We start from the raw sequence: 25,684 nt of genomic DNA on the forward strand, positions 1-25,684 counted from the left end.
AAACACCTGGAACCACGACAATAAAACGGACATTTGAAAATAGCCAGATCCGGACATTTCAATTTAGCTGCTACAATCAAAGTGCGTATAATGTATATTATGTTAAATACGATATCTAATTACGCACCGCCAATCCTGACTTACTTAATCCAACTTCCCTGCCTCATCTTTAGTCCTTTCTTCACCGTAATGCACAGCCAGCCAGACCGTGGTTTCTTTAGCGTCTGTCCATTCCACACGGTGTTTACAGAATGCAGGAATATTCACGAAGTCACCGGCTTTCATGACCCGCGCTTCGGTTTCATCTTTCAGCCGCAGACCTGCTGAACCTTGCAGCACTAACACCCACTCGCTTTGTGGCTGGCAGTACCAAAAATCAGGTGGGCTCGATTGTCCGGTGGAAATGATTCTCTCGATACGCACACCCGGCTGAGTTAATAACATTTCAAAGGTTTCGGCTTGTCTGTTGGATGCCTCGTCTGGAAAATCCGTGAACATATTATCCGGCATTGAAAACGACCTTTCTCGCTAATAAAACGGGGTTGAAATTGATCGCGCTACGTGAATTCTGAGATTTCATCAGTACCATAATGCTGCAGAATTTACGTAGCGAACTCTCCGCTGTGAGTGTTTTGCACTATAAACCAGCATAGACCTTTTCGACTTTTGCCATATATCTCGGAGCCTGAGCTGCCGGATGATACTGGCGGACGTGCCAGTGAAACGCTTCGGGCGACAACTGATTAATCATGCTGATGGCTGTCTGGCGATTGCTGGAAAATGTCCGAAGCAAGGCACCGGCACCGTTGGCATAAGCAACTTCGGTGGCGTAACGACGCGTCACCGGATTGTTGATCCAGTTTAGTTGCTGATGCTGCAACGCGCTGATATAAGCCGTTCCTAAATCAATATTGGTTTCCGGATCATATAAATCGCTGTTGTCCGGGCAACCGCGTTTACCTTTATATCGGTATGCATCACAACCGCTGGTTGAGGCTTTCAGCTGCATCAGACCAATGGCGTTTGAAGGACTGACGGCTTTCGGATTGTAACTGGATTCAACCTGAATGATGGCTTTCACCAGTTTCCGGTCGACTTTGTATTTATCAGCAGCATCTTCGATTTCGTCGTCAAAGGCGTGCGAATCGTATTTTTTATAATGGGGTTTGCTGGAACAGCCAGCCAAAATCATCAGCATCAGAATCATGCAAAAACGAGATGGATTTTTGAGTAATGAATTCATGTATTACCAGGAATAAAATTAAGGATTATTGGCGAAAACAAGATACCGTTATCGTCTCTGAAGGTCATGTATTAATTGGTGTTTTTGCCTACTTAACCTCTTTTAAAAATACGAATCCTCAGAGGTTTAGGATTGCCGCGCCCTGCTCCTTCATTCATCTTTCGCACCTCCTCTTGACTTATTTCGTACAAAACGTACCTTTAACGCCATGCATACATTTTTGATTATCGTCCCCGACGGGGGCATGTTGTTCGAAGCGGCTGGTATCGCCGATATCCTCATGCAGGCAAATCGCCTGATGTCTAAGGACGCCCGCACGCCAGCTTATCAGGTTACCCTGGCCACGACGCAACAGCACCGTGTCGTTCACGGCGCGTCCGGGCTGAACCTGCTGGCTGACCACCGCTTGTGCGATCTCGATCCAAACACTCCACGCGATACCATTCTTATCACTGGTAAAGGCCTGACCAAAGAAGAAGGCTCAGACGTAGTACAGTGGATAAAAAAGGCTGCGCCCCATGCTGGCCGCATTGTTTCCATTTGCGGCGGTGCAATGCTCCTGGCGGAAACTGGCCTGCTCGACGGACGGCATGCCACCACACACTGGCGTTTACTCGATACGCTGCAATCAGAATTTCCACAAATCCTGGTCGAACGCGGCCCGATCTACGTTCAGGACGGGTCCGTCTGGACCTCCGGCGGTGTCAGTTCAGGGTTTGATCTCACGCTCGCCTTGGTTGAGGACGACCATGGTTTCAATCTTGCCCGCGACGTGGCACAGGATTTAGTGATGTTCCTGCGCAGGCCCGGCAGTCAGGCGCAGTTCAGCCGCTATCTGTTAAATCAGGCGGCAGAAGGACCGATCCGAGACCTTCAGATCTGGCTGCCCGATAACATCACGGCAGACCTTTCAGTGGAACAACTAGCAGAGCATGTCGCGATGAGTCCGCGCAATTTCACCCGCGTCTTTACTCGTGAAACCGGAATGACACCGGCGAAGTATGTCGAGGAAGTCCGTCTGAATGCGGCCAGACAGCGGCTTGAACAAACTACTCTCGGCGTTGAACAAATCGCGGTCATGACAGGCTTTGGTACTGGCCTGAATCTGCGCCGCGTTTTCGAGCGTAATTTGCAACTCACCCCTACTGAATACCGTGAACGTTTCTGCTCGCGCATGTTGGCGTAAATTGATTCTTTCTTGTCATTTACGCCACACCAGCTAAAGACTACATTGAATGCAGTTCCGCTAACTAAGGAGTGCATCATGGTCAAAGTTGGTATTAACGGATTCGGCAGAATCGGACGAAACGTCCTGCGCGCTGCTCTCGGTCGCGATGACTTTCAGGTGGTGGCGATCAATGATCTCACTGACAGTAAAACTCTCGCCCATCTTCTTAAATATGATTCCCTTTCCGGCACGCTGAACGCCACCGTCGAAGCAGGTGAAGGCCAGCTTTTGGTCGATGGCAAAAGCATCCGCGTATTCTCTGAAAGAGATCCGGCCGCTATTCCCTGGAGCAGTACCGGCGTCGATATCGTTATCGAAGCCACCGGTTTCTTCACGGATAAAGCTAAGGCTGAAGTCCATATCACTCACGGCGGTGCGAAACGCGTAATTATTTCCGCGCCGGGGAAAGATGACGATATCACCATCGTGCTGGGTGTGAATGATGACCAGTATGATCCCGCCAAACATAAAGTGGTGAGTAACGGCAGTTGCACAACAAACGGTTTAGCACCGGCCGCGCAGGTTCTTCATCAAACCTTCGGGATTGAACATGGCCTGATGAACACCACCCATGCTTATACCAATAGCCAGGCATTGCATGACCAGCCGGAAAAAGATTTGCGCGGCGCCCGTGCAGCGGCAGTGTCGATTGTTCCGTATTCCAGCGGAGCGGCGAAAGCCATCGGGAAAGTCATCCCTGAACTTGCCGGACGCATGACCGGTTATTCCCTGCGTGTGCCGGTACCCGTGGTTTCTATCGTCGACCTGACTGTGAATTTGAAACGTGAAGCCACGGTTGAAGAAATCAACGCGGCATTCCGACAGGCGGCGGAGGCCGGCCCGCTGAAAGGCATTCTGGGCTACAGCGATGAACCCCTTGTCTCGAGTGATTATCGTGGTGATCCACGCTCGTCCATTATCGACGGCCTTTCTACGTTAGTTATTGGCGGAAAACTGGTGAAGATTCTGGCCTGGTATGACAACGAATGGGGATTCTCAAACCGTCTGGTTGATCTGGCGGTGTTAATGGAAAAACGCGGATTATAAGCCCCCTTTTCCTGCCAGACATTATAAGAAGACACCGTCGTCTGGCGGTGTTTATCCGACTTCCAGACGTCTGTTTTTTTAAAGCAAATTAACTGTATGTTGTAACTAATAATGAAGATTGCCCCCATGCTCTGCGCCGGTCTTCCTATCAATTACGTGAGTACCGCAGTTGCGGGAGAGATCGCATTTCAGTAAAGTCCTGATATCTCAACTTTTATGAAAGAGTCATCTGCCCATGCCCGTGAATATCCGTTTTTGCCCCCTGCTGATTGCCGCCGGATTGCTATTCTCACCGGTTATCGCACTGGCTGAGGACTGCCCGAAAGACGATCTCTCGCCAATGTGCGAAGACACGCGCGCGCAGGCCGTGTTTGAGCTGACCGATCACCAATTGAACGTTTCCTATCAGCAGTTGATTAAGAAAATGTCACAGCCGAAAGATGAATATTTAGATTACCCGGCGCTAAAAACCAGGTTTGTGGAAGCGCAGCGGCAATGGGTGCGTTTTCGCGATAAAGAATGCGATGCTTGGTATTTAATTAATCAGGCTGGCGCGCAGCGTAATACCGATCAAATGGCCTGCCTGATACAGCGAACGAAGGATCGCACCGCTCAGTTGAAGGAATGGATTATAGCCCTGCCGTAAGCAAACCCTCCCCGGTATCATTATCCGGGGAGGAACCTTATTACGCTTCCTGTGGCCCGATTTTCATAAACGGGTTATAGGCGATTTCCCAAAGATGTCCGTCCGGATCGGCGAAGTAGCCAGAATATCCGCCCCAGAATACTTTCTGGCCTGGTTTGATCAGCGTCCCGCCCGCTTTCACCGCCTGTTTAAGAATCGCGTCCACTTTTGCTTCACTGGCAACAGTTTGCGCCAGAGCCATGCCGCGGAAACCTTCCCCCTGAGCACTGACCTGCGCGTCCTTAGCCAGCTCATCCCACGGGAATAAAGACAACCATGCGCCCGCCAGCTCAAAGAAGCTGACGCTGTCTGAATCAATCACCACTTTCGGAAATCCTAATCCATTCTGATAAAACTCGGTGGCGATGGCTAAATCCTTAACGCCCAGCGTGATCATATTAACGACAGGTTGCATGCTATTTTCTCCAGAATATTGATGAGTTAAGGGTTTTCTTATTCTGTAAATTACATCTTCTCGTAGTCTCTCAATACAGACTATACTCTCGCCTTTGTCAGGGAAGATGGATTCACAGATGGACTACGATATTGCGATTATTGGTCTGGGCCCTGCGGGCGCAACGCTTGCCAGATTACTGAATCCTGACCTCAGAATTCTGGCTCTCGATAAAAAGCAGGAATGCGGCGAAGACGGTTTTCAGAAACCCTGCGGTGGCCTGCTGGCGACCGATGCACAACGATCTTTTGTGCGTTTCGGCGTGAATCTGCCTACCTCCGTGCTGGCCGATCCGCAAATTTTCAGCGTCAAAACTTACGATTTACAAACCAGCCTGATTAGAAATTACCAGCGGACTTACGTCAATATCAACCGCCACCGTTTCGATTTGTGGCTTAAAACACTGATCCCCGCGAACGTTGATGTGCGCCATGACAGCCTGTGCCGCAAAATCATCCGCCAGGACGACGGATATCAAATCCAGTTCACCGATGAAGGCGTTCATCATCTGGCGACAGCGAAATACGTGGTCGGCGCGGACGGCGCAAACTCCATGGTCAGGCGAATGTTGTATCCTGAACATGAAATCCGTAAATATCTGAGTATTCAGCAATGGTTTACCGATAAACATCCGGTGCCGTTCTACTCTTGTATTTTCGATAATACCATCACCGATTGTTACGCCTGGAGTATGTCCAAAGACGGGTACTTTATTGTCGGCGGCGCCTTCCCGATGAAGAATGGCAATCAGCATTTTGAAAATCTAAAAACACGTCTTCTGCCCTATTCCTTCACTTTTGGCGATGTGGTGAAGACCGAAAAATGCATCGTGCTGTGCCCGTCGAAGATGAGCGATTTCCGCTGTGGCCAAGATAACGCTTTCCTGATCGGCGAGGCCGCCGGATTCATCAGCGCCAGCTCGCTGGAAGGTATCAGTTACGCCTTCGACAGCGCGGAAATCCTTAGCAAGATCTTCAACGACAACATGAGTCATCCAAACCGCGCTTATCACAAAAACACGCTGAAGCTGCGATTTAAATTGTTCAGCAAAATCGTAAAAGCCGCCATTTTGACCTCGCCGTTCCTGCGCAAGCTGATCATGAAAAGCAACATCTCTCACGTGGATATTCTCACCCCAAAATAGCGCCGGGCTGTCTGGCTCTTCACTGCCAGAAAGTGACTTCCGGTTGTCTCAAAATGTTAACAGCGGCCTCACTTTTGTGGCAAATATCACATACCGTGCTAACCTGACGCCATCAAAAGCACCATCTTCGAGGATCCTTTGACTACATTACGCCGCCGACCGGAGGCCGCTTCGCCTACCCTGCGCTTCCTCCCGGAAACCATCCATATTGGCCGTCAGTTACGGACTTACTGCGATGCCCGTTTCAAAACCATCGGGCTGACACTTGCCCGTGGTCAGGTTCTGTTGCATCTGGAAGCGGCCAATGGCCGTCTTCCGCAGGGAGAACTTACCGCCTTGCTGGAAGTCGAACACCCGACCGCGATCCGCCTGTTTGACAGCCTCGCACAGCTTGGACTGTTGGAGCGTTGCCCCGGTGAAAACGACCGTCGGTCCAAAGATATTGTGCTGACCGAAGCCGGTAACGATCTGGCGAATCAGGTGCGCAGCATGACCGACGACATATTGATCCGTGTGATGGAAGGCATCCCGGAAGAAAACATTGCCGTTGCCCGTGGCGTTCTTGCCGCCATCACTGCCAATATCGCCGCACTTTGAGTGGCGATTTTTTCTCCTTATCCCCCCTTTCATTCCTGCAATAGTCACCGTTGTAATTGATTGATTATTCCCTATTTGCGTTTGTAAACATCACTGATATGAATAATTGAACTAGACACATTTGAAATGCCTCACTACATTATGTAGCAAGCTACAAGCTAGTTGGGTAATGACTTATAAGGCATAACGATGACGACGCGTTCTGATTCAGATGTCCGGCAGGATGCCGGTGAATTAACAACACGGGATGCATCAACCGTAAAAGAGCCCCCCGCGCCAGCAACCGAAGCCGGATCGGTTCCTCCCTCAACGCATCACCCGTTTGCCGTTCAGGTGAATACCTGGCTCTCCCGTTACCCGCGATTACGTATCGGTGTTTACGTCATGGCGTCGTTGATTATTGGTATGACGCAAGGGCTGGGGATCAATCTGGTGGGATCAAACCTGCCGGGGATCCAGGGATCGCTTGGAATTTCTAACGTAGAAAGCTACTGGCTGATTGCCGCGTATACCGCCACCAGCGTGACCGGTACGATCCTGCTGTATAAAATCCGTACCCAGTTTGGATTTCGTCGCTTCGGGGAATACGGCCTGCTGTTTTTTGCCGTCGCCTCCATGGCGCAAATGTTTACCCATGATTTTCAGACCGCCGTGGCGGTTCGCGCAGTCATGGGTTTTGCGATGGCATCGCTTGGGCCGCTGGCGTTGTTCTATATGTTCGAGATTTTCCCGCCGGCGAAAAAGCTGACGGCAGGATTGTGCTTCGGACTGGCAGGTAGCCAGATTTCGTTGCCGATTTCTCGCATCATTTCGCCGCACCTGTTAGATCTCGGGCACTGGCACCAGCTGACGATGCTGGAATCCGGTCTGTCGCTGATCTGTCTGGCCATCATCTGGATATTGCCGCTGACTCATCCACCACGCGTGAAAGTTTTCGAGCGAACCGACTGGATAAGTTACCCGCTGATCGCCACTGCAGTGGCCTGTATGTCGATCGTGCTGACCATGGGCCGCTACTACTGGTGGCAGGAAAAGGACTGGATTGGTGAAGTTCTGGTCGTCGGGATTATCGCGCTGACGCTGTCATTTATGGTCGAGTTGCGCCGCAAGAATCCGATTATTGACTTACGCTGGCTGATGACTCCGGAAATGCTGCTGTTTACGGGTTCAATGCTGTTCGTGCGAATGCTGCTCTCTGAGCAAACCACCGGCATGGTGGGCTTTCTGAATCTGGTTGGATTGCTCAACGAGCAGCTGATTACCTTGTTTTGCATCATTCTGGCCGCGACCTTCGCCGGTCTGGTGTTCGTCAGCATTATTCATAAAGCCAATCGGATTGTTTACATCCATTTATTCTCTATCGCGCTGATTGCCGTGGCGGCTTGGATGGACGCGCATTCAACCGTGGATACGCGCCCCGAGCAGTTTTACCTGACGCAGGGAATGGTTGCCTTTGGTGGCGCAATATTTCTGCCCACCTCCCTGTGGCTCGGATTTATCCGCGCTCTGCAATACGGCCAGAGCCAGATCATCAGTTTTGTGCTGGTGTTTCTCTCAACCCAAAATGTCGGCGCGCAGGTCGGCGGCGCGTTCCTCGGGACAATTCAAATTTTGCGTGAGAAGTTTCACTCGAGTGTACTGGTCGAAGGGATTTCGCTGCAAAATCCGCTGGTGGTTGAGCGGCTCGCTCAGTACAGCCATTTGCTGAAACCGGTATTAAACGATAGCACTCAGCTAAATGCCGAGGCGGTTGCGCAACTGAGTCTGAAAGTGACACAACAGGCGGGATTACTGGCGTACAACGATGTTTTCATGGTGGTGTTTTATATGTCGCTGGGCTGCTTTGCCGTCCTTTGCGCGCACATTATTGTCGGACGGATCCAGACCAAAAAGCGCGAAGCCGCTGAGGCTGTTGCGTAAGTCATTCGTTTCAATCATCGAACTAAAAGAGTAATGCAGGAAAAGTGATGAAAAATCTATTTCGTTATCCGTCAATCATAGTGGTGCTTTGCCTGGGTGTGGTCGGCGTGATGTTGGTTTTATACAGCTGGCAGTTATTTCCGTTTAATTCGCAGGTGGAGTCAACCGATAACGCCTACGTACGTGGCAATGTCACCCTGCTTAGCCCCCAGGTATCGGGATACATCACCGACGTCAAAGTACAGGATTTTATGCCGGTAAAAAAAGGTGACGTGCTGTTTCTGATCGACGACAGCACTTACCGCCAGGAATTGTTACAGGCACAAGCCGCTGCCGCACAGCAGCAGGTGACACTGCAAAACTTTGAGCAAAATCGTGCGTCCAGCGCCGCCAGCCTGCAACTTGCCGAAGCAGAACTGCAAAGTGCGCAGGCCGCCGAAAGTAAAGCCTCGCTCGATACTGGCCGTAACAGTTCCTTGCTGGCAAAGGGTCTAGTGTCGAAAACCATCGGGGATGAATTACACGCCGCCTTGCTGACGGCCAAAGCCAACGTGGCCAAAGCGCGGGCCTCGGTGAATATCGCCCGTCAGGATCTGGCTCTGGTGGATGCCAATAAAGCGTCGCTGGCCGCAGCCTTAAAGGCCGCGCAGGCGAAGGTTGAGGTCGCACAAATTAATCTGCAACATACGCGAATTGTCGCGCCCTCCGACGGACAACTCGGCGAGGTCAGCGCCCGCATGGGGCAGTATGTGACGGCAGGCACGCAGATGACGTCCATCACGCCAAAAATCGTCTGGGTGACGGCCAACTTCAAAGAGCGCCAACTGGCGAAAATGAACGTCGGCACACCGGCAACGTTTACGGTCGATGCCCTCGACGATCGCGCTTTCAAAGGCCACGTGGTGCGAATTTCTCCGGCAGCAGGTTCTGAATTCAGCGTGCTGAAAGCTGATAATGCCACCGGTAACTTCACTAAAATCTCACAACGAATTGCGGTGCGCATTGAGCTGGAACCGAATCAGCCGCAAAGCGATCGTCTGCGACCTGGGATGTCGGCGGTGGTCAGTATCGATACCGCTAACTCACCACAAAACTGATCAACGCGTGACGTCCGCATAATAACGCTGCGCCACGTCAGGATGTGAGCGCAGCCGCCCTTTCAGATAATTGAAACCGACATCGCGGAACAGCGGATTCAGCGGATCGCTGGCCTCGCCCCGCGCTTCTTTCGCAAGCTCCGGCGGTAACGGGAACAGCGGCACCACGGCGTCGAGTTGCGCGCCGAGGAAAAATGCCAGCGACAGGCGCTCACCGGCCGCAGGCGGAGATACCACGCGGTGAACGGTGGCACGCAGATAACCGTTGGTCGCCAGCTCCAGCAACTCACCGATATTCACCACCAGCGTATCCGGCACAGGCAACGCTTCCACCCACTGGTCCTTTTCCACTTCAACCTGTAATCCGCGCTGTTCGTCCTGCAACAAGAAACTGAGGAAACCGGAATCTTTGTGCGCCCCGACGCCCTGATTCCCCTCACCTTCAGGCCGTCCTGGATAGCGGATCAGTTTGATATGTTCATTGGGCTTTTCGCCATACAGCGGATCAAACGCCTCTTCCGGCAGTTTCAGCGCCAGTGCAAACGCACGCAGCAGGCGCAACGACATGGCGGTCATCTCGCGCTGCCAGCGCAGCAACAATGGCCGTAGCTCCGGTAACGCCTCCGGCCACTGATTTGGCCCCTGCAATCTGGCCCACGCGGGGGTGTTGTCATCTATTGGTAGTTTCGCCCGCTCAGCCCCGAGATCAAATTGTTCACGCCAGTCAGGCTGACCGCGCGTAATTTCTGAGGCCGCGCGGTTGTAACCGCGAAAATGGGATGAGTTGATCATCGCCACGGCCAGTTTTTCTTCCTCCGGCAAGGCAAAGAACTGGCGCGATGCATTCTGCACATCGCTCAGTAAGGTTTTATCAATGCCGTGATTTTTCAGATAGAAGAAGCCGATCTCGCGTGCGGCGTAACGCAACTCGGACAGAAACGCTTCGCGCTGTTGCGGCGACGCTGAAAACTGGCTGAAGTCGATTAATGGGATATTGGTGGAAGGCTGGCTCATCGCTCACTCCGCTATGAATGAAAAGAGGTGTTCTTATCCCGACGCTATCACAGCCCCCGAACGGATAACCAATAGCCAGATGCTCTGATTTATACTACGAAGTTATGAATGACAGGTGATGAATGACAAGTGACGAGTAATGAATGTGATGATCTGTCATTCGCCAGTCATCACATTCAGGCTTCGCGCTGTTGCGGCGACGCTGAAAACTGGCTGAAGTCGATTAATGGGATATTGGTGGAAGGCTGGCTCATCGCTCACTCCGCTATGAATGAAAAGAGGTGTTCTTATCCCGACGCTATCACAGCCCCCGAACGGATAACCAATAGCCAGATGCTCTGATTTATACTACGAAGTTATGAATGACAGGTGATGAATGACAAGTGACGAGTAATGAATGTGATGATCTGTCATTCGCCAGTCATCACATTCAGCGGAGGATTTGGGGTAATTAAGATTGTTCATCGCCGAGGTAACGGTACACCACGGCCAGATCCTGATCGCCATAACCGGCACCCACCGCGCCCTGCCAGGTTTCGCTGATGCGTTTCATCACCGGCAGCTCCAGTTTACTTCCCGCTTCCAGCGCCAGGTTGATATCCTTCAGCGCCCACGTCAGCTGCATCTGTGGTGTATAATCGCCGCTTTTGAACATCTCCATTTTGCCTTTAATATAAGGTGCCGCCAGCGGTCCGCCTTCGAGCACGCTCCACAGGTCATCTGTGGTGAAACCGAGTTCTTCAGCCAGCTGCGTGGTTTCGGCGATGCCTTCCATCATGGCAATCAGCCAGGCGTTTACCACGAGTTTCATCCTGGACGCGCGCCCTGCCTCACCCAGCCATTTAGTCGCTTTGGAGATCGCCGCAAATACCGTTTCCACGGCAGCACCCGCTTCCCGATCGCCGCTGGCCAGAACCACAATCTGCGCCTGCTCAGCCGGCGCTTTCGTGCCGGACACTGGCGCATCGAAGAACACCACATCCGGGCGCTGCGCTTTGATCAGGGCGATCAGGCTTTCGGTCGCTTCGACACCCAGCGTCCCCATCTGCGCGATGATCCCGCCTTGTTTCAGCCCCGCCAGCAAACCGTTATCCCCCTGATAAACTTCCAGCGACGTTTTGCCATCGGACAGCATAGTGATCACCACATCGGCACCTTCAACGGTTTCCCGCGGTGTCGTGCCACGCGTCGCCCCGGCGCTGACAAGATCATCTCCGCGGGAGGTCGTACGGTTCCAGACGCGGGTGGTAAACCCTTTTTTGATCAGGTTTGCGGCAAAGGCATGCCCCATCGCGCCGAGGCCCAGTACGGCGACGACCGGCTGTTTAAGTTCGGATTGCTGACTCATGTGTGACTCCTTGTGCAAATAATGATTGTGGTAAAAGGCTAACACCGCTGAGTTTCCTGCGGGACTGGCTTCTGTAACCGAATGCAACAGAACGGCTGATAGTACTTAACCTCTGCTGACCAACTGGCGTAACATACGCGCTTTCTTATCGTTAAATAACATTGAATATTCTGCGCAGGCTATGATTTTGCGAAGATTTTCAGGAGTAGCAAGCACTATGAGTAAAGTCGTTTTGATCGGAATTATTTCATTCATTTTCCTGATGATGGTGGTGATGCTGGGCTCGGTCTACATCTACCCCTGGTGGATGCAACGTTCAACCGAAGGCGCCTGTGCGCAGATAACCAAGAGCGATGCGATAGATACCGTCACCCGTGACTACATGGAAAACCGTATCCCTAACTGGGGCAACGACAAAGACAATATGGGCACGTCGGTCCCGGTGTTGAGCTTCATCAGTGATGATGCGAAGGAAGATAAAGGCACTTACCACATTCCTTTCAGTGCCAAAGGCCCGAATGGGAAGCTGGGATATGTAGCGCATTTTAACTGCTCGAATCATTATGTTAAGTATTCGACGGTAGAGTGAGATATGCGGCTTTTCACCGCTGACCGAGAAAGTTTCGGTTTCTTAATTGCAGTGATCACTTAACGCGCTGCGCCGAAACCGCCAAAGAGGGAGGAAAGCGCCTTCCTCTTTGATCTCCCTTTTCAAAACCCAGCAGGTAATCTCATGATCTTAAGTGTTAATCACGTCGGTTTTTCAGTTAAAAATATTGAAGACTCATTATTTTTCTGGACTCATATTCTTGGAGGGGAGTTATTACGCGAAGGGAAAATGTCTGGACCTATTATTGATGAAGTGACAGGCGCAAGGGGAGCTGATGTACGAATGGCTTTGCTTGAACTGGCTGGTATTAAAATTGAATTACTGCAATACAATAACATTGAACAGCCAGAAGAGCCTTCAGCACCCTACATCCCAGGCTACGCTCACCTTGCGTTTATAGTCGAGGATCTTGATACGCTCTTGAGCAAAGTATCGGACTATGGCTGGAAGACGCCAGGGAAACCTCAGACAGTCTTGTCAGGACCCATGCAGGGAACCAGAGTAATATATTTACAAAGCCCCGATGGTCAGACGCTTGAGTTGATGGAACGCAGTCAATGAAGTCCACATATTATGACCCGTTACCTTCTTAGTAAAACAGTGATGTTTGCAAAGTTCGCTGTTGGCACGAAGCAGACAAACACGTGACGCTGAAGGTCTGCTGAGAGCGAGAAGCGGATCTAAAGTCACGCAGGAAACGCCAGTCATATTTATACTTAAACGTTCCAACTCATAGTGTTCGATAACGAGTCAAATGAGGTCCACTTCCCACCATCACTTACTGTCGAGTATTGAAATGGTCTATACAAAATGCAGTCTTAGGGTAGTGAGTTTTTCCGTTTTACAGGTGGACCTCAATAATAGCTCCTCAGGTTTCCATTAGTTTTGAAGACAGAAATTCAATAAAGCGTTGGGTTTTGGCCGGCGTAAGACGCGTTTCTGTCACGGCATAAATGCTGACGTCCGGGCCTTTCCACTCAGGAAGAACGCGCATGAGCCTGCCGGCAGCCAAATCATCTGCAACAATCTTCTCGGGAAGCAGTGCGATTCCCTGACTTTTTATGGCGAGAGTGCGGATCATCCCGACACTGTTAAGCGTGAATCTGCCAAGAACGCCCACCTCGGCATCTACCTTGTTTATCCGTTGATGCAAATTCCAGGTCGATACCCTTGTCATGCAGATGCATTCATGTGCCGCCAGATCCTCAGGTGTAGCAGGTTTGCCTGACGCTTCGATATAACCGGGAGACGCATAGAGTTGGCGCGAGTGCCGACCGATAAGGCGAGCGATCAAACCCGACTCTTCCAGTTTGCCCATGCGGATCGCTACATCGAACGGTTCGGTCACCATATCGACACGCCGCGGAGTCAGGTCGAATTCGAACGTGATGCCGGGATAGTGTCCGGCGAAATCGACGAGGATCGGTGCGAGATAAAGTGTGGCGAAATCGACAGGCAGAGAAACCCGCAAGATCCCGCCCGGCTGCTCAAGCATCTCGCCGAGCTGCTCATGCACCAGCCGTGCCTCGTCGACGATATGTTTGCTTCGCGCATAGTAAAGCTGGCCCGCCTCGGTCAGCTCGATCTTGCGCGTTGTGCGATGCAGGAGCCTCAAACCAATCGCCTTTTCCAACTCACTGATCCGGCGTGACAGGGTGGAGTTAGGAATGCCCAGTGCCTCCGCGGCCCTTCGAAAACTCCTGACCCTCGCGACCTCCACGAACAGCGCCATGTCATTCAAATGGTCCATCTTATTGCCCCACATATGGAATACTGATTTCAACTATAGGGTATTTATCCCGAAATCGGAATGATGGATAGTGGATAGAGACGTCAACGTATGGAGAACTCAAATGAATCCAGTATTCGCACCTGTCCATGTAGGACGCTACACACTGACCAACCGACTTGTCATGGCACCCATGACCCGCAGCCGGGCTGCCTTCGACGGGACACCCGGGGAGCTATCCACCGAATATTATGAACAGCGCGCCAGCCTCGGCCTGATCGTGACTGAAGGCACCCAGCCCTCCGATGACGGCCAGGGCTACCTGATGACACCGGGCATCTATGCACCCGAACATGTCGCCGGCTGGCGGAAGATCACATCTGCCGTCCACGACAAGGGCGGAAAAATCTTCATCCAGCTCATGCATGCCGGGCGCATGAACCACCCCGACAACACTCCGCACCATCGCCAGGGCGTGGCACCCTCCGCAATCGCGCCGGGTGCGGGTATGTTTACCATGGCAGGGATGCAGGACATCCCCACACCGCGCGCGTTGACAACCGAAGAGGTGCGCCAGACCGTCGCCGATTTCCGCAATGCGGCGCGCTCTGCGATTGAAGCCGGTGCTGATGGTATCGAGATTCATGGCGCTAACGCTTATCTCGTCCAACAGTTCTTCGCGCCAAGCGCCAACACGCGCACGGACGAGTATGGCGGCTCTATCGAGAACCGTGCCCGCTTTGCCATCGAAGTGGCCTCAGCGATTGCCGAGGAAATCGGCGCGGACCGCACTGCGATCCGCCTGTCTCCCGGTACGACGATATGGGGAATTGATGAAGGTTCGGAAGGGTCGGAGCTCTATCGTTACCTCGTTGCCGAACTCGACAAGCTCGGTCTTGCCTATCTGCACATCATGCACCAGGGCAACGAAGCGCTGCTCACTGATATCCGCCAGCTCTGGCATCAATCATTGATCGTCAATCGCCCTGGTCGTCCGCGTGAGCAGATTGGCATCGATGTGGCGTCGGGACTGGCCGATCTGGAAGCCTATGGTCAGCTAGTCCTGGCCAATCCTGACTTCGTCGCGCGACTTAAAACGAACGCCGGGATGAACGCTGCGGACCACAAAACATACTACGGCGGCACAGCAGAGGGCTATACCGACTACCCTGCCCTCAACCTCTGAACCCTACCCGCTCATGAAAGGATATTAGATAATGGCTCAATCACCGCAACTTGCGACCGTCGCGGATACCCTCACGCCGGCGAGAAAGAAAGTCCTGGTCGTCGGCGCAACAGGTTTCCTCGGCGCAAAGATTCTGCACAACCTCGCGCTTGAGAAAAGCGCGGCCGTCGTTGCCATGTCGCGAAAGGGCGCCCCCTCAGGTGGGGACGCCGACATCGAATGGGTTCGCGGCGATATGATGGATCCGGCGTCGCTGGATCGTGCATTGGAGGGCGTTGACGTCGTCGTCAGCTCGGCAAACAGTTACATGAAGGGCAGCCTCGATACCGACTTTCAGGGCAACAAAAACCTCATCGAGGCCGCCGCGCGGGCGAAAGTGAGCAGATTTGTTTTTCTCAGCATCGTGAGTTGCGAAGCCGCGTCCGCTGTGCCTCATTTCCACGCCAAGAAAGTGGCTGAAGATCTGATCAAAAAGTCCGGCGTGCCATACGTCTTTGTCCGGGCACCCTCGTTTCTCGACCAGAGCACAGACTTTATCGCAAAGGCCGTGAAAGATGGGAAATTCCAGGGGATGGGCGACAAGACCACAAGGTGGTCCTACGTGCTGACGGATGACCTTGCCTCCTATCTTACGAAGGCGGCGATCTATCCTGGCGCCGAAATCGTCAACCAGACGATCGATGTTGGCTGGAGCGACGGTCCTAAGAACCAGCAGGAGCTGGCCGATATCATCTCTGATGTCATCAATAAACGTCTGAAGATCCAGATCATTCCCTGGTGGATGATTCGGGTGGCCGCACGGCCGGTCAAGCTGTTTTCCGAACTCGGGTATGATCTGATCCAGATGTTCCTGTTCTTCAGAACGGGGCTCTATGTCTCGGACATCTCCAGGCACGAGGACTTCTTCGGACCCGCTCCGACAGCGCGCGATGCGATCACACGATGGGCACGAAATCAGCAGCTTATTCCCTAAGACGTAGGGATGGGGTGGCAATGCAATGATGACGCGACGTTGCGCCATCATTTGAGAAAAACGGCACGCGATAGCGGGACCGCCCTCAGCGGCGGCGTCTCGCCAGGAGGAGACAGGTATGAACCATTCACCAACCCCTGACAGGGGCAATACTAACGAACAGCAGGCCAAGGGCCGTGCCTTAAGGCTGCACGCTTACGGCGGACCTGAAGCTCTCAAGGTTGATCACGTTTCCTCACCCGAGCCGGGCCCGGGCGAGGTATTGGTATCGATCAAGGCCGCCGCGGTAAACGGCATCGACTGGAAAATCCGTGAAGGCCACCTGCGCGAGCGCTTCAAGCTGACCCTGCCTGCGACGCTTGGCATTGAAATGGCTGGCGTCGTGATTCGAACTGGCCACGACGTCACGAACGTGAAGCCAGGGGATCGTGTTATGGCGGCCCTCGGTGGCGTCGGAGCCTACACCGACTTTCTGGTCATTGATGCCGAGAAGCTCGTCCTGACGCCGGCAGGGCTGTCCGACGTCCAGGCTGCCGCCATTCCTGTAGCTGCAATGACGGCCTGGCATGTCATTCAGGCAGCGGATTTCGATCTGTCTGGAAAGCGAGTGTTGATTCAGGGCGCGGCTGGCGGTGTGGGTGGCTTTGCGGTTCAGTTCGCGAAGATGGCCGGTGCAACTGTCCATGCTACGGCATCGACCACGAGCCTTCACCATGTGCGAACTCTGGGTGCCGATGATGTTACAGATTATCGCCAGCAAACCCTGGAACATCTTACGGGTCAGTTCGACCTGGTGGTCGATCTGGTCGGCGGCGTGGTACTGGATCAGTGCTGGGACCTGCTGGCACCAGGCGGACTTTTGGTAAGCATTGCTGCTCCGGACGTAATCGCTCGCGCACCGCTAGGCCGCCGTGGCGTCTTTTTGTCTAACAAGCCGGACACTGCACGCCTGGCCTCAATTGCTCAGCAGGTCGCCGCAGGCACATTGCGTTCAACAATTGCAGAGGTGATTAGTCTCGGCGATTTGCCCCTAGCGATTGAGCGCAACCGTACCGGCCATCCACCGGGTAAGATCGTTGCGGACCTTACCCTCAAATGAGGCGAAAAGGAGGAAGAGGTGGAAAACCGCGCGGCCTTACTGCGCGGGTTGAACCCGACCGGAGGGCACCGCGCAGCGGTGGGATTTTGCGGCAATAACGGAAGTGCCTGAAACGTGGCCGGGATGCATGGCACACGTTTGAAAAAACGCGGGAGTCCAGAGGGCGCGCGTTTACGCGTCCTTTGGGCCAGTGTGGGTGGCAACCCACGGTTTTGAAGTAGTGGCCAGTGAAGCCACCCATAATTGTAATTATTGTCATCACCCTTTTTTGTTCCCTTTCGTAAACCTGCCAATTAGAATGCAAACCGTTATCATTTGTATTTACTTGGTTGTATTTTATTTCAGGGAATCACTCACATGTCTTTCAACCATGCCCCGCGCGGGGCTCTTGTCGGTGGATTTAAAAAATCCGTCGTTGCTGTCGCTATTCTCCACTGCTCGCCTCTCCTTGCGGCGACGCAGCCGTCTGAAGACTCCATTACCGTGAACGCGCAAGCCTATGCGCTGGATACCACCGATTACAGCGCAACGCAGAGTTCGACTGCCAGCAAAAGCGATACCCCGCTCAATGAAACGCCGCAGTCGGTCAGCGTGGTCACGCAGTCGATGATTCAGGATTACGACGTGACATCTCTGGATGACGCGATGAAGTTTGTCAGCGGCGTGACACAGGGAAATACGCTGGGCGGAACGGAAGATGGTTTCGTTAAGCGCGGGTTTGGGGCGAACAGTGACGGGTCGATTCTGATTGATGGCGTGCGCAGCAATCAGGGGCTTGGATTTGATTCGACTATCGATCATATCGAAGTGCTGAAAGGATCGGCTTCACTGCTGTATGGGATCCAAAACCCCGGCGGCGTGATCAACATGATCACCAAAAAACCGCAGTATGAGTGGAATACCCGCGTCAGTGGTCGTACCGGCGGATTTGGTGGCGGAGCAGGAACTCTCGACGTAACCGGTCCGCTTGGCAATGGTTTCGCATTTCGCATGATAGCCGAGCGCCAGTATGAAGATTACTGGCGCAACTTTGGCAGCGACTCACACACCCTGCTCGCGCCCTCGCTGAGCTGGTTCGGTGAAAAAGCCAGTTTTAACATCAGTTATCAGGAATACAAATACGATATTCCTTACGATCGCGGGACAGTATTTTCCAACGGCAAACCACTGGATATTCCTTATAACCGCCGTCTCGACGAACTGGCTAACCACGCCTGGGGAAAAACCAAACGCCTTAATACTACGTGGGAATATCAGCTGAATGAAGACTGGAAAACGCGGCTGACCTACGCCTGGCAGCAACGCCGTTATGACAGCAATGAAGTCCGTGCCACCGCAGTGAATACCGAAACGGGCGCCGTGACCCGCCGTGCGGATGCAAATCGCGGATTCAACCATCAGACCAGCTATACGTCATGGGACTGGATCGGCAATCAGGAAATCTTCGGAATGATGAATGACTTGCTGATTGGCGTCGATTACGAGAAAAACGAAACCTACAAGCAGTACTCGTATCGTGGCAAAACCTTCAGCACGTTTAACATGTACGATCCGGTCTATGGCGTTGAACCCATTACTAACAGCAGCACTTATTCCGACAGCAACAGCAATTTGCGCAATACGCTGTATAACAAATCGGTCTACCTGAAAGACAGTATTCATCTGACCGACAAATGGATCGGCGTAGTCGGCGGGCGTTATCAGCATTACAACCAGAAGCAGACGTCCGGTTTCGTGAATCCCACCCAAAGTCTGGATGATACCGACGACAAATTTCTTCCGCAGGTGGGCGTGGTGTACAAACTCACGGATGACCTCTCGTTCTACGCCAACTACAGTAAATCCTTTACGCCTTCCACCGATGTGGATGACAACGGCAACGTGGCCTCCCCGGAAAGCGGCACCACCTATGAAGTCGGCACAAAATGGCAGATTTCACCGCGTCTGGATGCCACGCTGGCGGTGTATCGCATTGATGAAGAAGACATGTCGGTATTCATTAACGGCGTAACCCGCAATATTCCTAAAGCACGCTCGACGGGTGCGGAGCTGGAGCTTAACGGGGAAATAGCCAAAGACTGGGATCTGACCGCCAACTACAGTTACGACAAAACAGAAATCACCGAAGATGACGTGAATTCTGCCAATGTCGGTAACCGTCTGGTGAATGCGCCAACCAATATGGGCAGCCTTTATCTCAGCCATACCATGCGCTGGTCAGTGGTGCCGGGCGATTTCCGCGTAGGCGGCGGTGCGCGTTACGTCGGTACGCGTGCGGGTGACCCGGAAAACAGCTTCACTTTGCCGGATTACACCGTGGCCGATGCGTTTGTCGCCTGGGATAACCAACTGCTGGGCAAACATACCCAGATTAAGCTCAACGTAAATAATCTGTTCGACAAAGAGTATTACTCCTCAAGCGCAGGAAATTTACGCGTGATCGAAGGCGAACCGCGCAATGTGGTGCTCTCAGCAGCCGTAGATTTCTGACAGACGAAGAAACAGAAGTTTAAGACGTGGATCAGAGCCGGCACAGAAATGTGCCGGTTTTCGTTATTCGTTATTCGTTATTCGTTTTACACTATTCTTCACCCGTTACTTTGCAGGTAACTTACTCCAGTAAGTCCCGCTGAACGGCACCGGCAGGAACTGTTGATAAAGATCTTTCATGGTTTGTTGCGGATCGACATCCTTGAACAGCTGCGGATACATCGCTTTCGCAAACACTTCTACGTCCACCAGATGATACGGGCTGAGGTAGAAGTTATGCCAGACGCTGTACGCGCGCCCTTCCCGCACCGCTTTCAGTGTGGAAAGCACCGGTTGCTGATCCATCACCTGACGGAAACTCTGCGCGGCTTCTTCCTGCGTGACCTGCGGGCCCAGCATCAGATTCGACACTCGCTTGCCTTCGGGCCCCGCCATACCGGTGGTGATATACACATCGGGGTTGGCGACGATCACCGCTTCCGGGTTGAGATCGCCATACACGCTTTTAAACGCGCCTTTAGCGATGTTATCGCCACCCGCAAAGGCCAGCAGATCCGCCAGATTACCGTGAGACACCGTGGTACAACAGGCTTCACGACGCCCAAGATGTAACTGCAACATCACCGTAGGCTTCTTTCCCTGATACGCGGCAATACGTTCCTGTACGCGGTTCATATGCTGCTGATAGAAGGTGATAAAACGCGCCGCTTTTTCGGGATGGTTAAGCACATCGCCTAACAGCTTCACGCTGGGGATCGTGTTATGCAATTGATCGACGCGCAGATCGACGTAGATCACCGGGATCCCCGCTTTGGTCAGCGCTTCTTGCATCACATCGTGATCGTCCTGCTTTTTAGCGTAAATGGGCAAAATCACCAGATCTGGCTTCAGCGCGATAACCTTCTCGACGTTCATCTGCGTGTAATTGTTCTGCCCAAGCAGCGGGATCTTGCCGATGTCAGGAAAAGCTTTCAGATACATCGCCCAGCTCTGCGCATCCAGCGACGCCATGTCCCCCGGCCACCCCACCACATGCTGCGCAGGGTTTCCGTCCTGAACCAGCGCCAGCGTATATAACATCCGGCTTTCGCCGACGACAATGCGCTGTGGATTTTCTGGAACCTCAACCGTGCGCTGAGAAATATCTGTCACCGTTTTGGCCTGCACGGCACCGGCGAGCAGCATGCAGGAGATCAGCAACGAAGGAATGAACTTAGGCATAGTACCTCAGGGAGGGATTTTTAATGTGGGGATGATAATGATAATCGTTGAGTATCGCAAACGTGAGGATACCCATCTTTAATGCGCAATTTTAATATTAGCTTATCGATATAATGAATTTCTAACATAGTAGTAACCCGTTTATGGTGATAACTCCTGCCAGCGCAGCCTCCCTCCGCTGGCCTCTGACCCAAGGAGAGACAGCTCATGAGCGTGCAATTTATCGGGATGATCGGCCACCGTCTGGCATCTGAAATCATCCCGCCTGCCGGTCCGATTTTTGATAAGCAATACATCGCCGATTTCGCCAAAGCCCACGAAGACGCGGGTTTTGACCGCATTCTGGTGGCCTACGCTTCGGATCAGCCGGACGCCTTTCTGGTGACTGCCCATGCCGGAGCAAACACTTCCCGCATTCACTTCCTGCTGGCGCACCGCCCTGGTTTTGTTGCCCCCACACTGGCGGCCCGCAAGCTCGCCACGCTCGATCACCTTCTGGATGGCCGCGTCGCCGTGCATATCATCAGCGGCGGAAGCGATGCAGAACAGCGCCGTGACGGCGATTTCGAACCTAAGTCTGGCCGCTATCAGCGTACGGATGAATATATCGATGTGCTGAAAAAAAGCTGGTACTCGGAAAAAGGCTTCGACCATCAGGGCGAATTCTATCAGGCAGAGAATGCCTTTTCGGCCATCAAACCTTATCAGCAACGTTTGCCGGTGTTCTTTGGTGGCTCCTCTGAAGATGCCATCCGCGTGGCAGGTAAACATGCCGATGTCTTTGCGCTGTGGGGCGAACCGCTGGCAAGCGCCGCGGAAACCGTCGCTGCGGTGAAAGCCTCGGCGGCGGCGCATCAGCGGGAGATAAATTTCAGCATTTCATTCCGCCCTGTTCTCGGTAACACCGAGGAAGAGGCGTGGGCGAAGGCCGATGAGATCCTGGCAAAAGCCAAAGCGCAGCAGGAGAAAAGCGGTCAGGTGCTGGCGGCCAAACCGCAAAGTGTCGGGGCGCAGCGGTTGCTAAATGCGGTGGCAAAAGGTGACCGGCTCGACAGTTGCCTGTGGACCGGTATCGCGGGGCTGATCGGCGGCGGATCTAACTCAACGGCGCTGGTTGGGACCCCTGAACAGGTCTCCGAGGCGCTACTCAAGTATTACGATCTGGGCATTACCACGTTCCTGATCCGTGGCTTTGATCCGCTTAATGATGCTGTCGAATACGGCAAGCATCTGATCCCGCTGACGAAGAAAAAAATCGCTGCCCGTCAGGCCAGTCGTCAACCTGCCCGTACCAGTCTGGTCTGAGGAATTGCAATGCGAGTGAATGTGAAAAATATGCTGCTGGCGGTGTCACTGATCGCCAGTATATCTGCGGCATTTGCCGAAACTGTGACACTGCGCGTGGCGGATCAAAAAGGGAATATGCGCGCACAGCTGGAAGCGGCGGGCAAACTGGATAATTTGCCGTACAAGATTGAATGGTCGGAATTCCCCGCCGCTGCACCGCTGGCAGAAGCGCTGAACGCGCAGGCGGTGGATGTCGGGATTATCGGAGATGCCCCCCTGTTGTTTGCCGAGGCTGCCGGAGCGCAGGTGAAAGCTATCGCGGTGGATAAATCAGATGCCTACGGCACCGCGCTGCTGGTCAAGCCCGACAGTCCGATTAAAACGGCGGCCGATCTGAAAGGCAAAAGTATCGCCACCAACCGCGGATCTATCGGGCATTTCGTGGCACTGAAGGCGCTGGCATCTGCCGGGCTGACTGCCAAAGATGTCACCTTCCGCTTTCTGCCGCCGAGCGATGCCAAGCTGGCGCTGACGCAAGGCTCTGTGGATGTCTGGGCGACGTGGGAGCCCTACACCGCCTTCGCCCAGACGCAGGATCATCTGCGGGTGCTGGTCAACGGACGCGGCCTGTGGTCCGGTAACAGCTTCCTCGCGGCGACGGATACCGCGCTGAAAGATCAGGGCAAACGTCAGGCGATTGCCGACTATCTCCAGCGTCTGAGCGACGCCCAGATCTGGGCGTATAAGAATCTGGATGCGTACAGCGTAAAGCTGGCGAAGATTATCGGTTTCCCGCTCGATGCGGCGAAGCTGTCGTTTGAACGCCGCAAATCCTACTGGCAGGCTATCGACTCAGCGACCGAAATACAGCAACAACAGACAGCGGATTTCTATCACGCTCAGGGGTTATTGCCTGTCGCGCTCAACGTGAGCGGCACGTTTGATCACTCTTTCCTGCTGAAATAATCCTGCTTTTCGGCACCGGTTCCCCTGCTGGTGCCTTTTCCTTTGCCCCATTTATCGCTCTGATAACAACGGCAACTCCCTGCTAATCCAGTCGTCGAACACCTGCATCGCGGACGACATGCGTTTGGATTTGAGCCGCGTCAGCCAGTAGCTACCGAGCGTGATTTCAGTCGCAAAAGGCCGTACCAGATTTCCACTTTCCAGCTCGCGGGCAAACATCGATACCGGCACCAGCGCCACGCCTTCAGCCTGCATGGCGGCTTCCACCATCAGACGCGAGGAATCAAACACCGCGCCCGTCGCCCGCCACGGGGCCAGCCCGGCCGCAGTCATCCACTTATCCCATTCATCAGGACGGTATGAACGCAATAGTATTTCTTTGGTCAGTGATTCGGGATTGGTCAGACGGCGGGCGATTTCCGGAGAGCATAAAACGGTGTGCGGCGCGTCGAACAGCAGCCGGTTATCGGTCGCCGCCCAGGTGCCTGTGCCAAAACGGATGGCGAAATCCAGGCCTTCAGAGGCCAGATTGACCACGTTATTATTGGTGAGGATTTTCAGTTCGATAAAAGGATGTTGCTCACGAAACGCCTTCAGTCTTGGCAACAACCAGCCGACTGCGAAGGTGCCGACCACCGCAATGGTCAGTACTTCATGGAAATATCCGCCTTCAAAGCGCTTGAGCACGGTCTGGATCTGGCTGAACGCCTCAGTCAGAACTGGCAACAGCACCAGTGCTTCATCGGTCAGCTCCAGCCCGCGCGGCAATCGTTTAAACAGCGCCGTGCCCAGCCGATCTTCCAGTAAACGCACTTGCTGGCTGACCGCCGCCTGCGTGACGCTCAGCTCAAGCGCGGCGCGGGTGAAGTTAAGGTGTCGGGCTGACGCTTCAAAAGCCCGCAGCGCATTGAGAGGCAGAGATGTCCGCATAATGACTTATCCATAAGTTTTTCTTTATCCTGCGCGAAATTATTCTCGCTTGTCAATAATCTGCCAAACAAGGATATTGCCGGTCTCCGCAATACAACAGATAAGGATTTCTATGTTCAATAATACATTTCGTCATAAAGCGCTGCTGACCGTGGCCCTGATGCCTTTATTATTTTCCAGCGCCCCGCTATGGGCTCAGACGCCTGAACAGGCCAAAGCCGTGCAGCAAAAACTGGCTGATTTGGAAAAAAGCACCGGTGGCCGTCTGGGCGTGGCGATGATCAATACCGCTGATAACTCACAGACCGTTTACCGTGGCGAAGAGCGTTTCGCCATGTGCAGTACGAGTAAAGTGATGGCGGCATCGGGCGTACTGAAAGCCAGTGAGCAAGATAAAAACCTGCTGAATAAGCATGTGGATATCAAAAAGTCAGATCTGGTGAACTACAACCCGATTACTGAAAAACATCTCGATACCGGTATGACGCTTGGCGAACTCGGCGCAGCAGCCATTGAATACAGTGACAACGTGGCGATGAACAAGCTTATCGCGCAACTTGGTGGGCCGGCGAAAGTGACCCAGTTTGCGCGCTCGATCGGCGATGAGACATTCCGCCTTGACCGTACAGAACCGACGCTCAACACCGCAATTCCGGGCGACAAGCGTGACACCACGTCGCCTCTGGCGATGGCGCAAAGCCTGCGTAAACTGGCGCTGGGTGATGCGCTGGCCGAACCGCAGCGCGCGCAGCTGGTGGCATGGCTGAAAGGTAACACCACCGGTGCTGCCAGCATCCGTGCCGGTCTGCCGGCTTCCTGGACCGTCGGGGATAAAACCGGCAGCGGTGATTACGGTACGACCAATGATATCGCCGTTGTCTGGCCTGATAATCACGCACCGCTGATTTTGGTGACCTATTTCACCCAGCCGCAGCAGGATGCCAAAGCCCGTAAGGACGTCTTAGCCGCCGCCGCAAAAATCGTGACTGAAAACCTGTAACGTCCGTCGCCCATGTGGACTCACCTCATGGGCGTATTGTTCTGTTAGTTTTCCGTGCGTTGCGCAAACTGTGAACTTCCGCCCTGTGCGAAACCGCTGAACGTGGTTAATAGAGGATGTCGCCCGATATCAGGCTTAGCTCACAGGATGCAGCATGGAAAATTACACCAACAAAAGCGGTGATTCACAGGTTGTCAGCTTCCAGATAGATGCCAACTCGATCAAAGTCCGCTTTAAGAATAACCACGTGTATTTATACGACATCCGCCATCCCGGCCCGGAACATCTTGAGAAAATGAAAGAACTGGCGCGCTCCGGCTGGGGCCTGAATACTTATATTGAAAGCGAAGTGAAAACGGATTTTTCTTCCAAGGTTTTCTGAACACCGATTCCGTTCTGTAGTAAATAAAAACTCC

At 53.2% G+C, this 25,684-nt stretch carries 25 protein-coding genes; 17 read left to right on the forward strand and 8 right to left on the reverse strand.

Annotated features, from left to right (window positions below; translation table 11 throughout):
* Positions 1-144 precede the first annotated feature (144 nt).
* Positions 145-444, reverse strand: coding sequence for a cupin domain-containing protein (locus tag I2123_RS12820; RefSeq protein ID WP_338053216.1), 300 nt, complete (start codon positions 442-444; stop codon positions 145-147).
* A gap of 193 nt (positions 445-637) precedes the next feature.
* Entirely contained in the window at positions 638-1,243 is a 606-nt protein-coding gene (locus I2123_RS12825) for a transglycosylase SLT domain-containing protein (protein ID WP_213050628.1), read from the reverse strand.
* 208 nt (positions 1,244-1,451) lie between these two features.
* Between I2123_RS12825 and I2123_RS12830 the strand changes: the two genes are divergently transcribed.
* The 3 genes from I2123_RS12830 to I2123_RS12840 all read left to right on the forward strand — a co-directional run bounded on the left by I2123_RS12830 (position 1,452) and on the right by I2123_RS12840 (position 4,164).
* Positions 1,452-2,429, forward strand: coding sequence for a GlxA family transcriptional regulator (locus I2123_RS12830; RefSeq protein WP_213050629.1), 978 nt, complete (start codon positions 1,452-1,454; stop codon positions 2,427-2,429).
* 78 nt (positions 2,430-2,507) lie between these two features.
* Positions 2,508-3,518 (forward strand): type I glyceraldehyde-3-phosphate dehydrogenase, encoded by a 1,011-nt coding sequence (gene gap / locus I2123_RS12835; RefSeq protein ID WP_213050630.1) that lies wholly within the window; start codon positions 2,508-2,510, stop codon positions 3,516-3,518.
* Positions 3,519-3,753: 235 nt separating this feature from the next.
* Positions 3,754-4,164: a lysozyme inhibitor LprI family protein gene (locus I2123_RS12840; protein WP_213050631.1), complete on the forward strand. Its 411-nt coding sequence runs from the start codon at positions 3,754-3,756 to the stop codon at positions 4,162-4,164.
* A gap of 40 nt (positions 4,165-4,204) precedes the next feature.
* On the opposite strand, the gene I2123_RS12845 is transcribed toward I2123_RS12840, so the two are convergent.
* Positions 4,205-4,618 carry a VOC family protein gene (locus I2123_RS12845; RefSeq protein ID WP_213050632.1) on the reverse strand — a complete coding sequence of 138 codons (414 nt, stop codon included), beginning with the start codon at positions 4,616-4,618 and terminating at the stop codon, positions 4,205-4,207.
* 118 nt (positions 4,619-4,736) lie between these two features.
* Here I2123_RS12845 and I2123_RS12850 point away from each other — a divergent pair, with 118 nt between their 5' ends.
* The 4 genes from I2123_RS12850 (at position 4,737) to I2123_RS12865 (ending at position 9,415) form a co-directional block, all read left to right on the forward strand.
* A complete protein-coding gene (locus tag I2123_RS12850; protein ID WP_213050633.1) occupies positions 4,737-5,801 on the forward strand; it encodes an FAD-binding protein in 1,065 nt (354 codons plus the stop codon).
* A gap of 138 nt (positions 5,802-5,939) precedes the next feature.
* Positions 5,940-6,398 (forward strand): MarR family winged helix-turn-helix transcriptional regulator, encoded by a 459-nt coding sequence (locus I2123_RS12855; RefSeq protein ID WP_112167764.1) that lies wholly within the window; start codon positions 5,940-5,942, stop codon positions 6,396-6,398.
* A 189-nt stretch (positions 6,399-6,587) separates the two neighbouring features.
* On the forward strand, positions 6,588-8,318 hold the full coding sequence (locus I2123_RS12860; RefSeq protein ID WP_213050634.1) for an MFS transporter: 1,731 nt from the start codon (positions 6,588-6,590) through the stop codon (positions 8,316-8,318).
* Between the two features lie 47 nt (positions 8,319-8,365).
* Positions 8,366-9,415 carry an HlyD family secretion protein gene (locus I2123_RS12865; protein ID WP_213050635.1) on the forward strand — a complete coding sequence of 350 codons (1,050 nt, stop codon included), beginning with the start codon at positions 8,366-8,368 and terminating at the stop codon, positions 9,413-9,415.
* Here the strand turns inward: I2123_RS12865 and I2123_RS12870 are convergent, their stop codons facing one another.
* Both I2123_RS12870 and I2123_RS12875 read right to left on the reverse strand, forming a co-directional pair.
* The gene (locus I2123_RS12870) at positions 9,416-10,429 is read right to left on the reverse strand and encodes an isopenicillin N synthase family dioxygenase (protein WP_213050636.1); all 1,014 of its coding nucleotides are present in this window, start codon (positions 10,427-10,429) and stop codon (positions 9,416-9,418) included.
* Positions 10,430-10,880: 451 nt separating this feature from the next.
* A complete protein-coding gene (locus I2123_RS12875; RefSeq protein ID WP_213050637.1) occupies positions 10,881-11,777 on the reverse strand; it encodes an NAD(P)-dependent oxidoreductase in 897 nt (298 codons plus the stop codon).
* 217 nt (positions 11,778-11,994) lie between these two features.
* On the opposite strand from I2123_RS12875, the gene I2123_RS12880 reads away from it, so the two are divergent.
* Together I2123_RS12880 and I2123_RS12885 are read left to right on the forward strand one after the other, a co-directional pair.
* Positions 11,995-12,366, forward strand: a complete 372-nt coding sequence (locus tag I2123_RS12880; protein ID WP_112167759.1) for a YebF family protein — start codon at positions 11,995-11,997, stop codon at positions 12,364-12,366.
* A 144-nt stretch (positions 12,367-12,510) separates the two neighbouring features.
* Positions 12,511-12,948, forward strand: a complete 438-nt coding sequence (locus I2123_RS12885; protein WP_120162492.1) for a VOC family protein — start codon at positions 12,511-12,513, stop codon at positions 12,946-12,948.
* 307 nt (positions 12,949-13,255) lie between these two features.
* Here I2123_RS12885 and I2123_RS12890 read toward each other — a convergent pair whose 3' ends face one another.
* The gene (locus I2123_RS12890; RefSeq protein ID WP_213050638.1) at positions 13,256-14,137 is read right to left on the reverse strand and encodes a LysR family transcriptional regulator; all 882 of its coding nucleotides are present in this window, start codon (positions 14,135-14,137) and stop codon (positions 13,256-13,258) included.
* 103 nt (positions 14,138-14,240) lie between these two features.
* On the opposite strand from I2123_RS12890, the gene I2123_RS12895 reads away from it, so the two are divergent.
* From I2123_RS12895 to I2123_RS12910, 4 genes are all read left to right on the forward strand, one after another.
* Positions 14,241-15,302 carry an alkene reductase gene (locus I2123_RS12895; RefSeq protein ID WP_213050639.1) on the forward strand — a complete coding sequence of 354 codons (1,062 nt, stop codon included), beginning with the start codon at positions 14,241-14,243 and terminating at the stop codon, positions 15,300-15,302.
* 31 nt (positions 15,303-15,333) lie between these two features.
* Positions 15,334-16,275, forward strand: a complete 942-nt coding sequence (locus I2123_RS12900; RefSeq protein ID WP_213050640.1) for an SDR family oxidoreductase — start codon at positions 15,334-15,336, stop codon at positions 16,273-16,275.
* Between the two features lie 118 nt (positions 16,276-16,393).
* Positions 16,394-17,374 carry an NADP-dependent oxidoreductase gene (locus tag I2123_RS12905; RefSeq protein ID WP_213050641.1) on the forward strand — a complete coding sequence of 327 codons (981 nt, stop codon included), beginning with the start codon at positions 16,394-16,396 and terminating at the stop codon, positions 17,372-17,374.
* A gap of 357 nt (positions 17,375-17,731) precedes the next feature.
* Entirely contained in the window at positions 17,732-19,864 is a 2,133-nt protein-coding gene (locus I2123_RS12910) for a TonB-dependent siderophore receptor (RefSeq protein ID WP_213050642.1), read from the forward strand.
* A 105-nt stretch (positions 19,865-19,969) separates the two neighbouring features.
* On the opposite strand, the gene I2123_RS12915 is transcribed toward I2123_RS12910, so the two are convergent.
* The gene (locus I2123_RS12915; RefSeq protein ID WP_213050643.1) at positions 19,970-21,085 is read right to left on the reverse strand and encodes an ABC transporter substrate-binding protein; all 1,116 of its coding nucleotides are present in this window, start codon (positions 21,083-21,085) and stop codon (positions 19,970-19,972) included.
* A gap of 207 nt (positions 21,086-21,292) precedes the next feature.
* Here I2123_RS12915 and I2123_RS12920 point away from each other — a divergent pair, with 207 nt between their 5' ends.
* Positions 21,293-22,390: an LLM class flavin-dependent oxidoreductase gene (locus tag I2123_RS12920; RefSeq protein WP_213050644.1), complete on the forward strand. Its 1,098-nt coding sequence runs from the start codon at positions 21,293-21,295 to the stop codon at positions 22,388-22,390.
* A gap of 9 nt (positions 22,391-22,399) precedes the next feature.
* On the forward strand, positions 22,400-23,338 hold the full coding sequence (locus tag I2123_RS12925; RefSeq protein ID WP_213050645.1) for an ABC transporter substrate-binding protein: 939 nt from the start codon (positions 22,400-22,402) through the stop codon (positions 23,336-23,338).
* A gap of 51 nt (positions 23,339-23,389) precedes the next feature.
* Here the strand turns inward: I2123_RS12925 and I2123_RS12930 are convergent, their stop codons facing one another.
* Positions 23,390-24,268, reverse strand: coding sequence for a LysR family transcriptional regulator (locus I2123_RS12930; protein WP_213050646.1), 879 nt, complete (start codon positions 24,266-24,268; stop codon positions 23,390-23,392).
* Positions 24,269-24,380: 112 nt separating this feature from the next.
* Between I2123_RS12930 and bla the strand changes: the two genes are divergently transcribed.
* A complete protein-coding gene (gene bla, locus I2123_RS12935; protein ID WP_112167742.1) occupies positions 24,381-25,268 on the forward strand; it encodes a class A beta-lactamase in 888 nt (295 codons plus the stop codon).
* Positions 25,269-25,422: 154 nt separating this feature from the next.
* The gene (locus tag I2123_RS12940) at positions 25,423-25,650 is read left to right on the forward strand and encodes a hypothetical protein (RefSeq protein WP_213050647.1); all 228 of its coding nucleotides are present in this window, start codon (positions 25,423-25,425) and stop codon (positions 25,648-25,650) included.
* Positions 25,651-25,684: the final 34 nt, after the last annotated feature.

The organism is Rahnella inusitata, assembly GCF_018288855.1.
Lineage (GTDB): Bacteria > Pseudomonadota > Gammaproteobacteria > Enterobacterales > Enterobacteriaceae > Rahnella > Rahnella inusitata.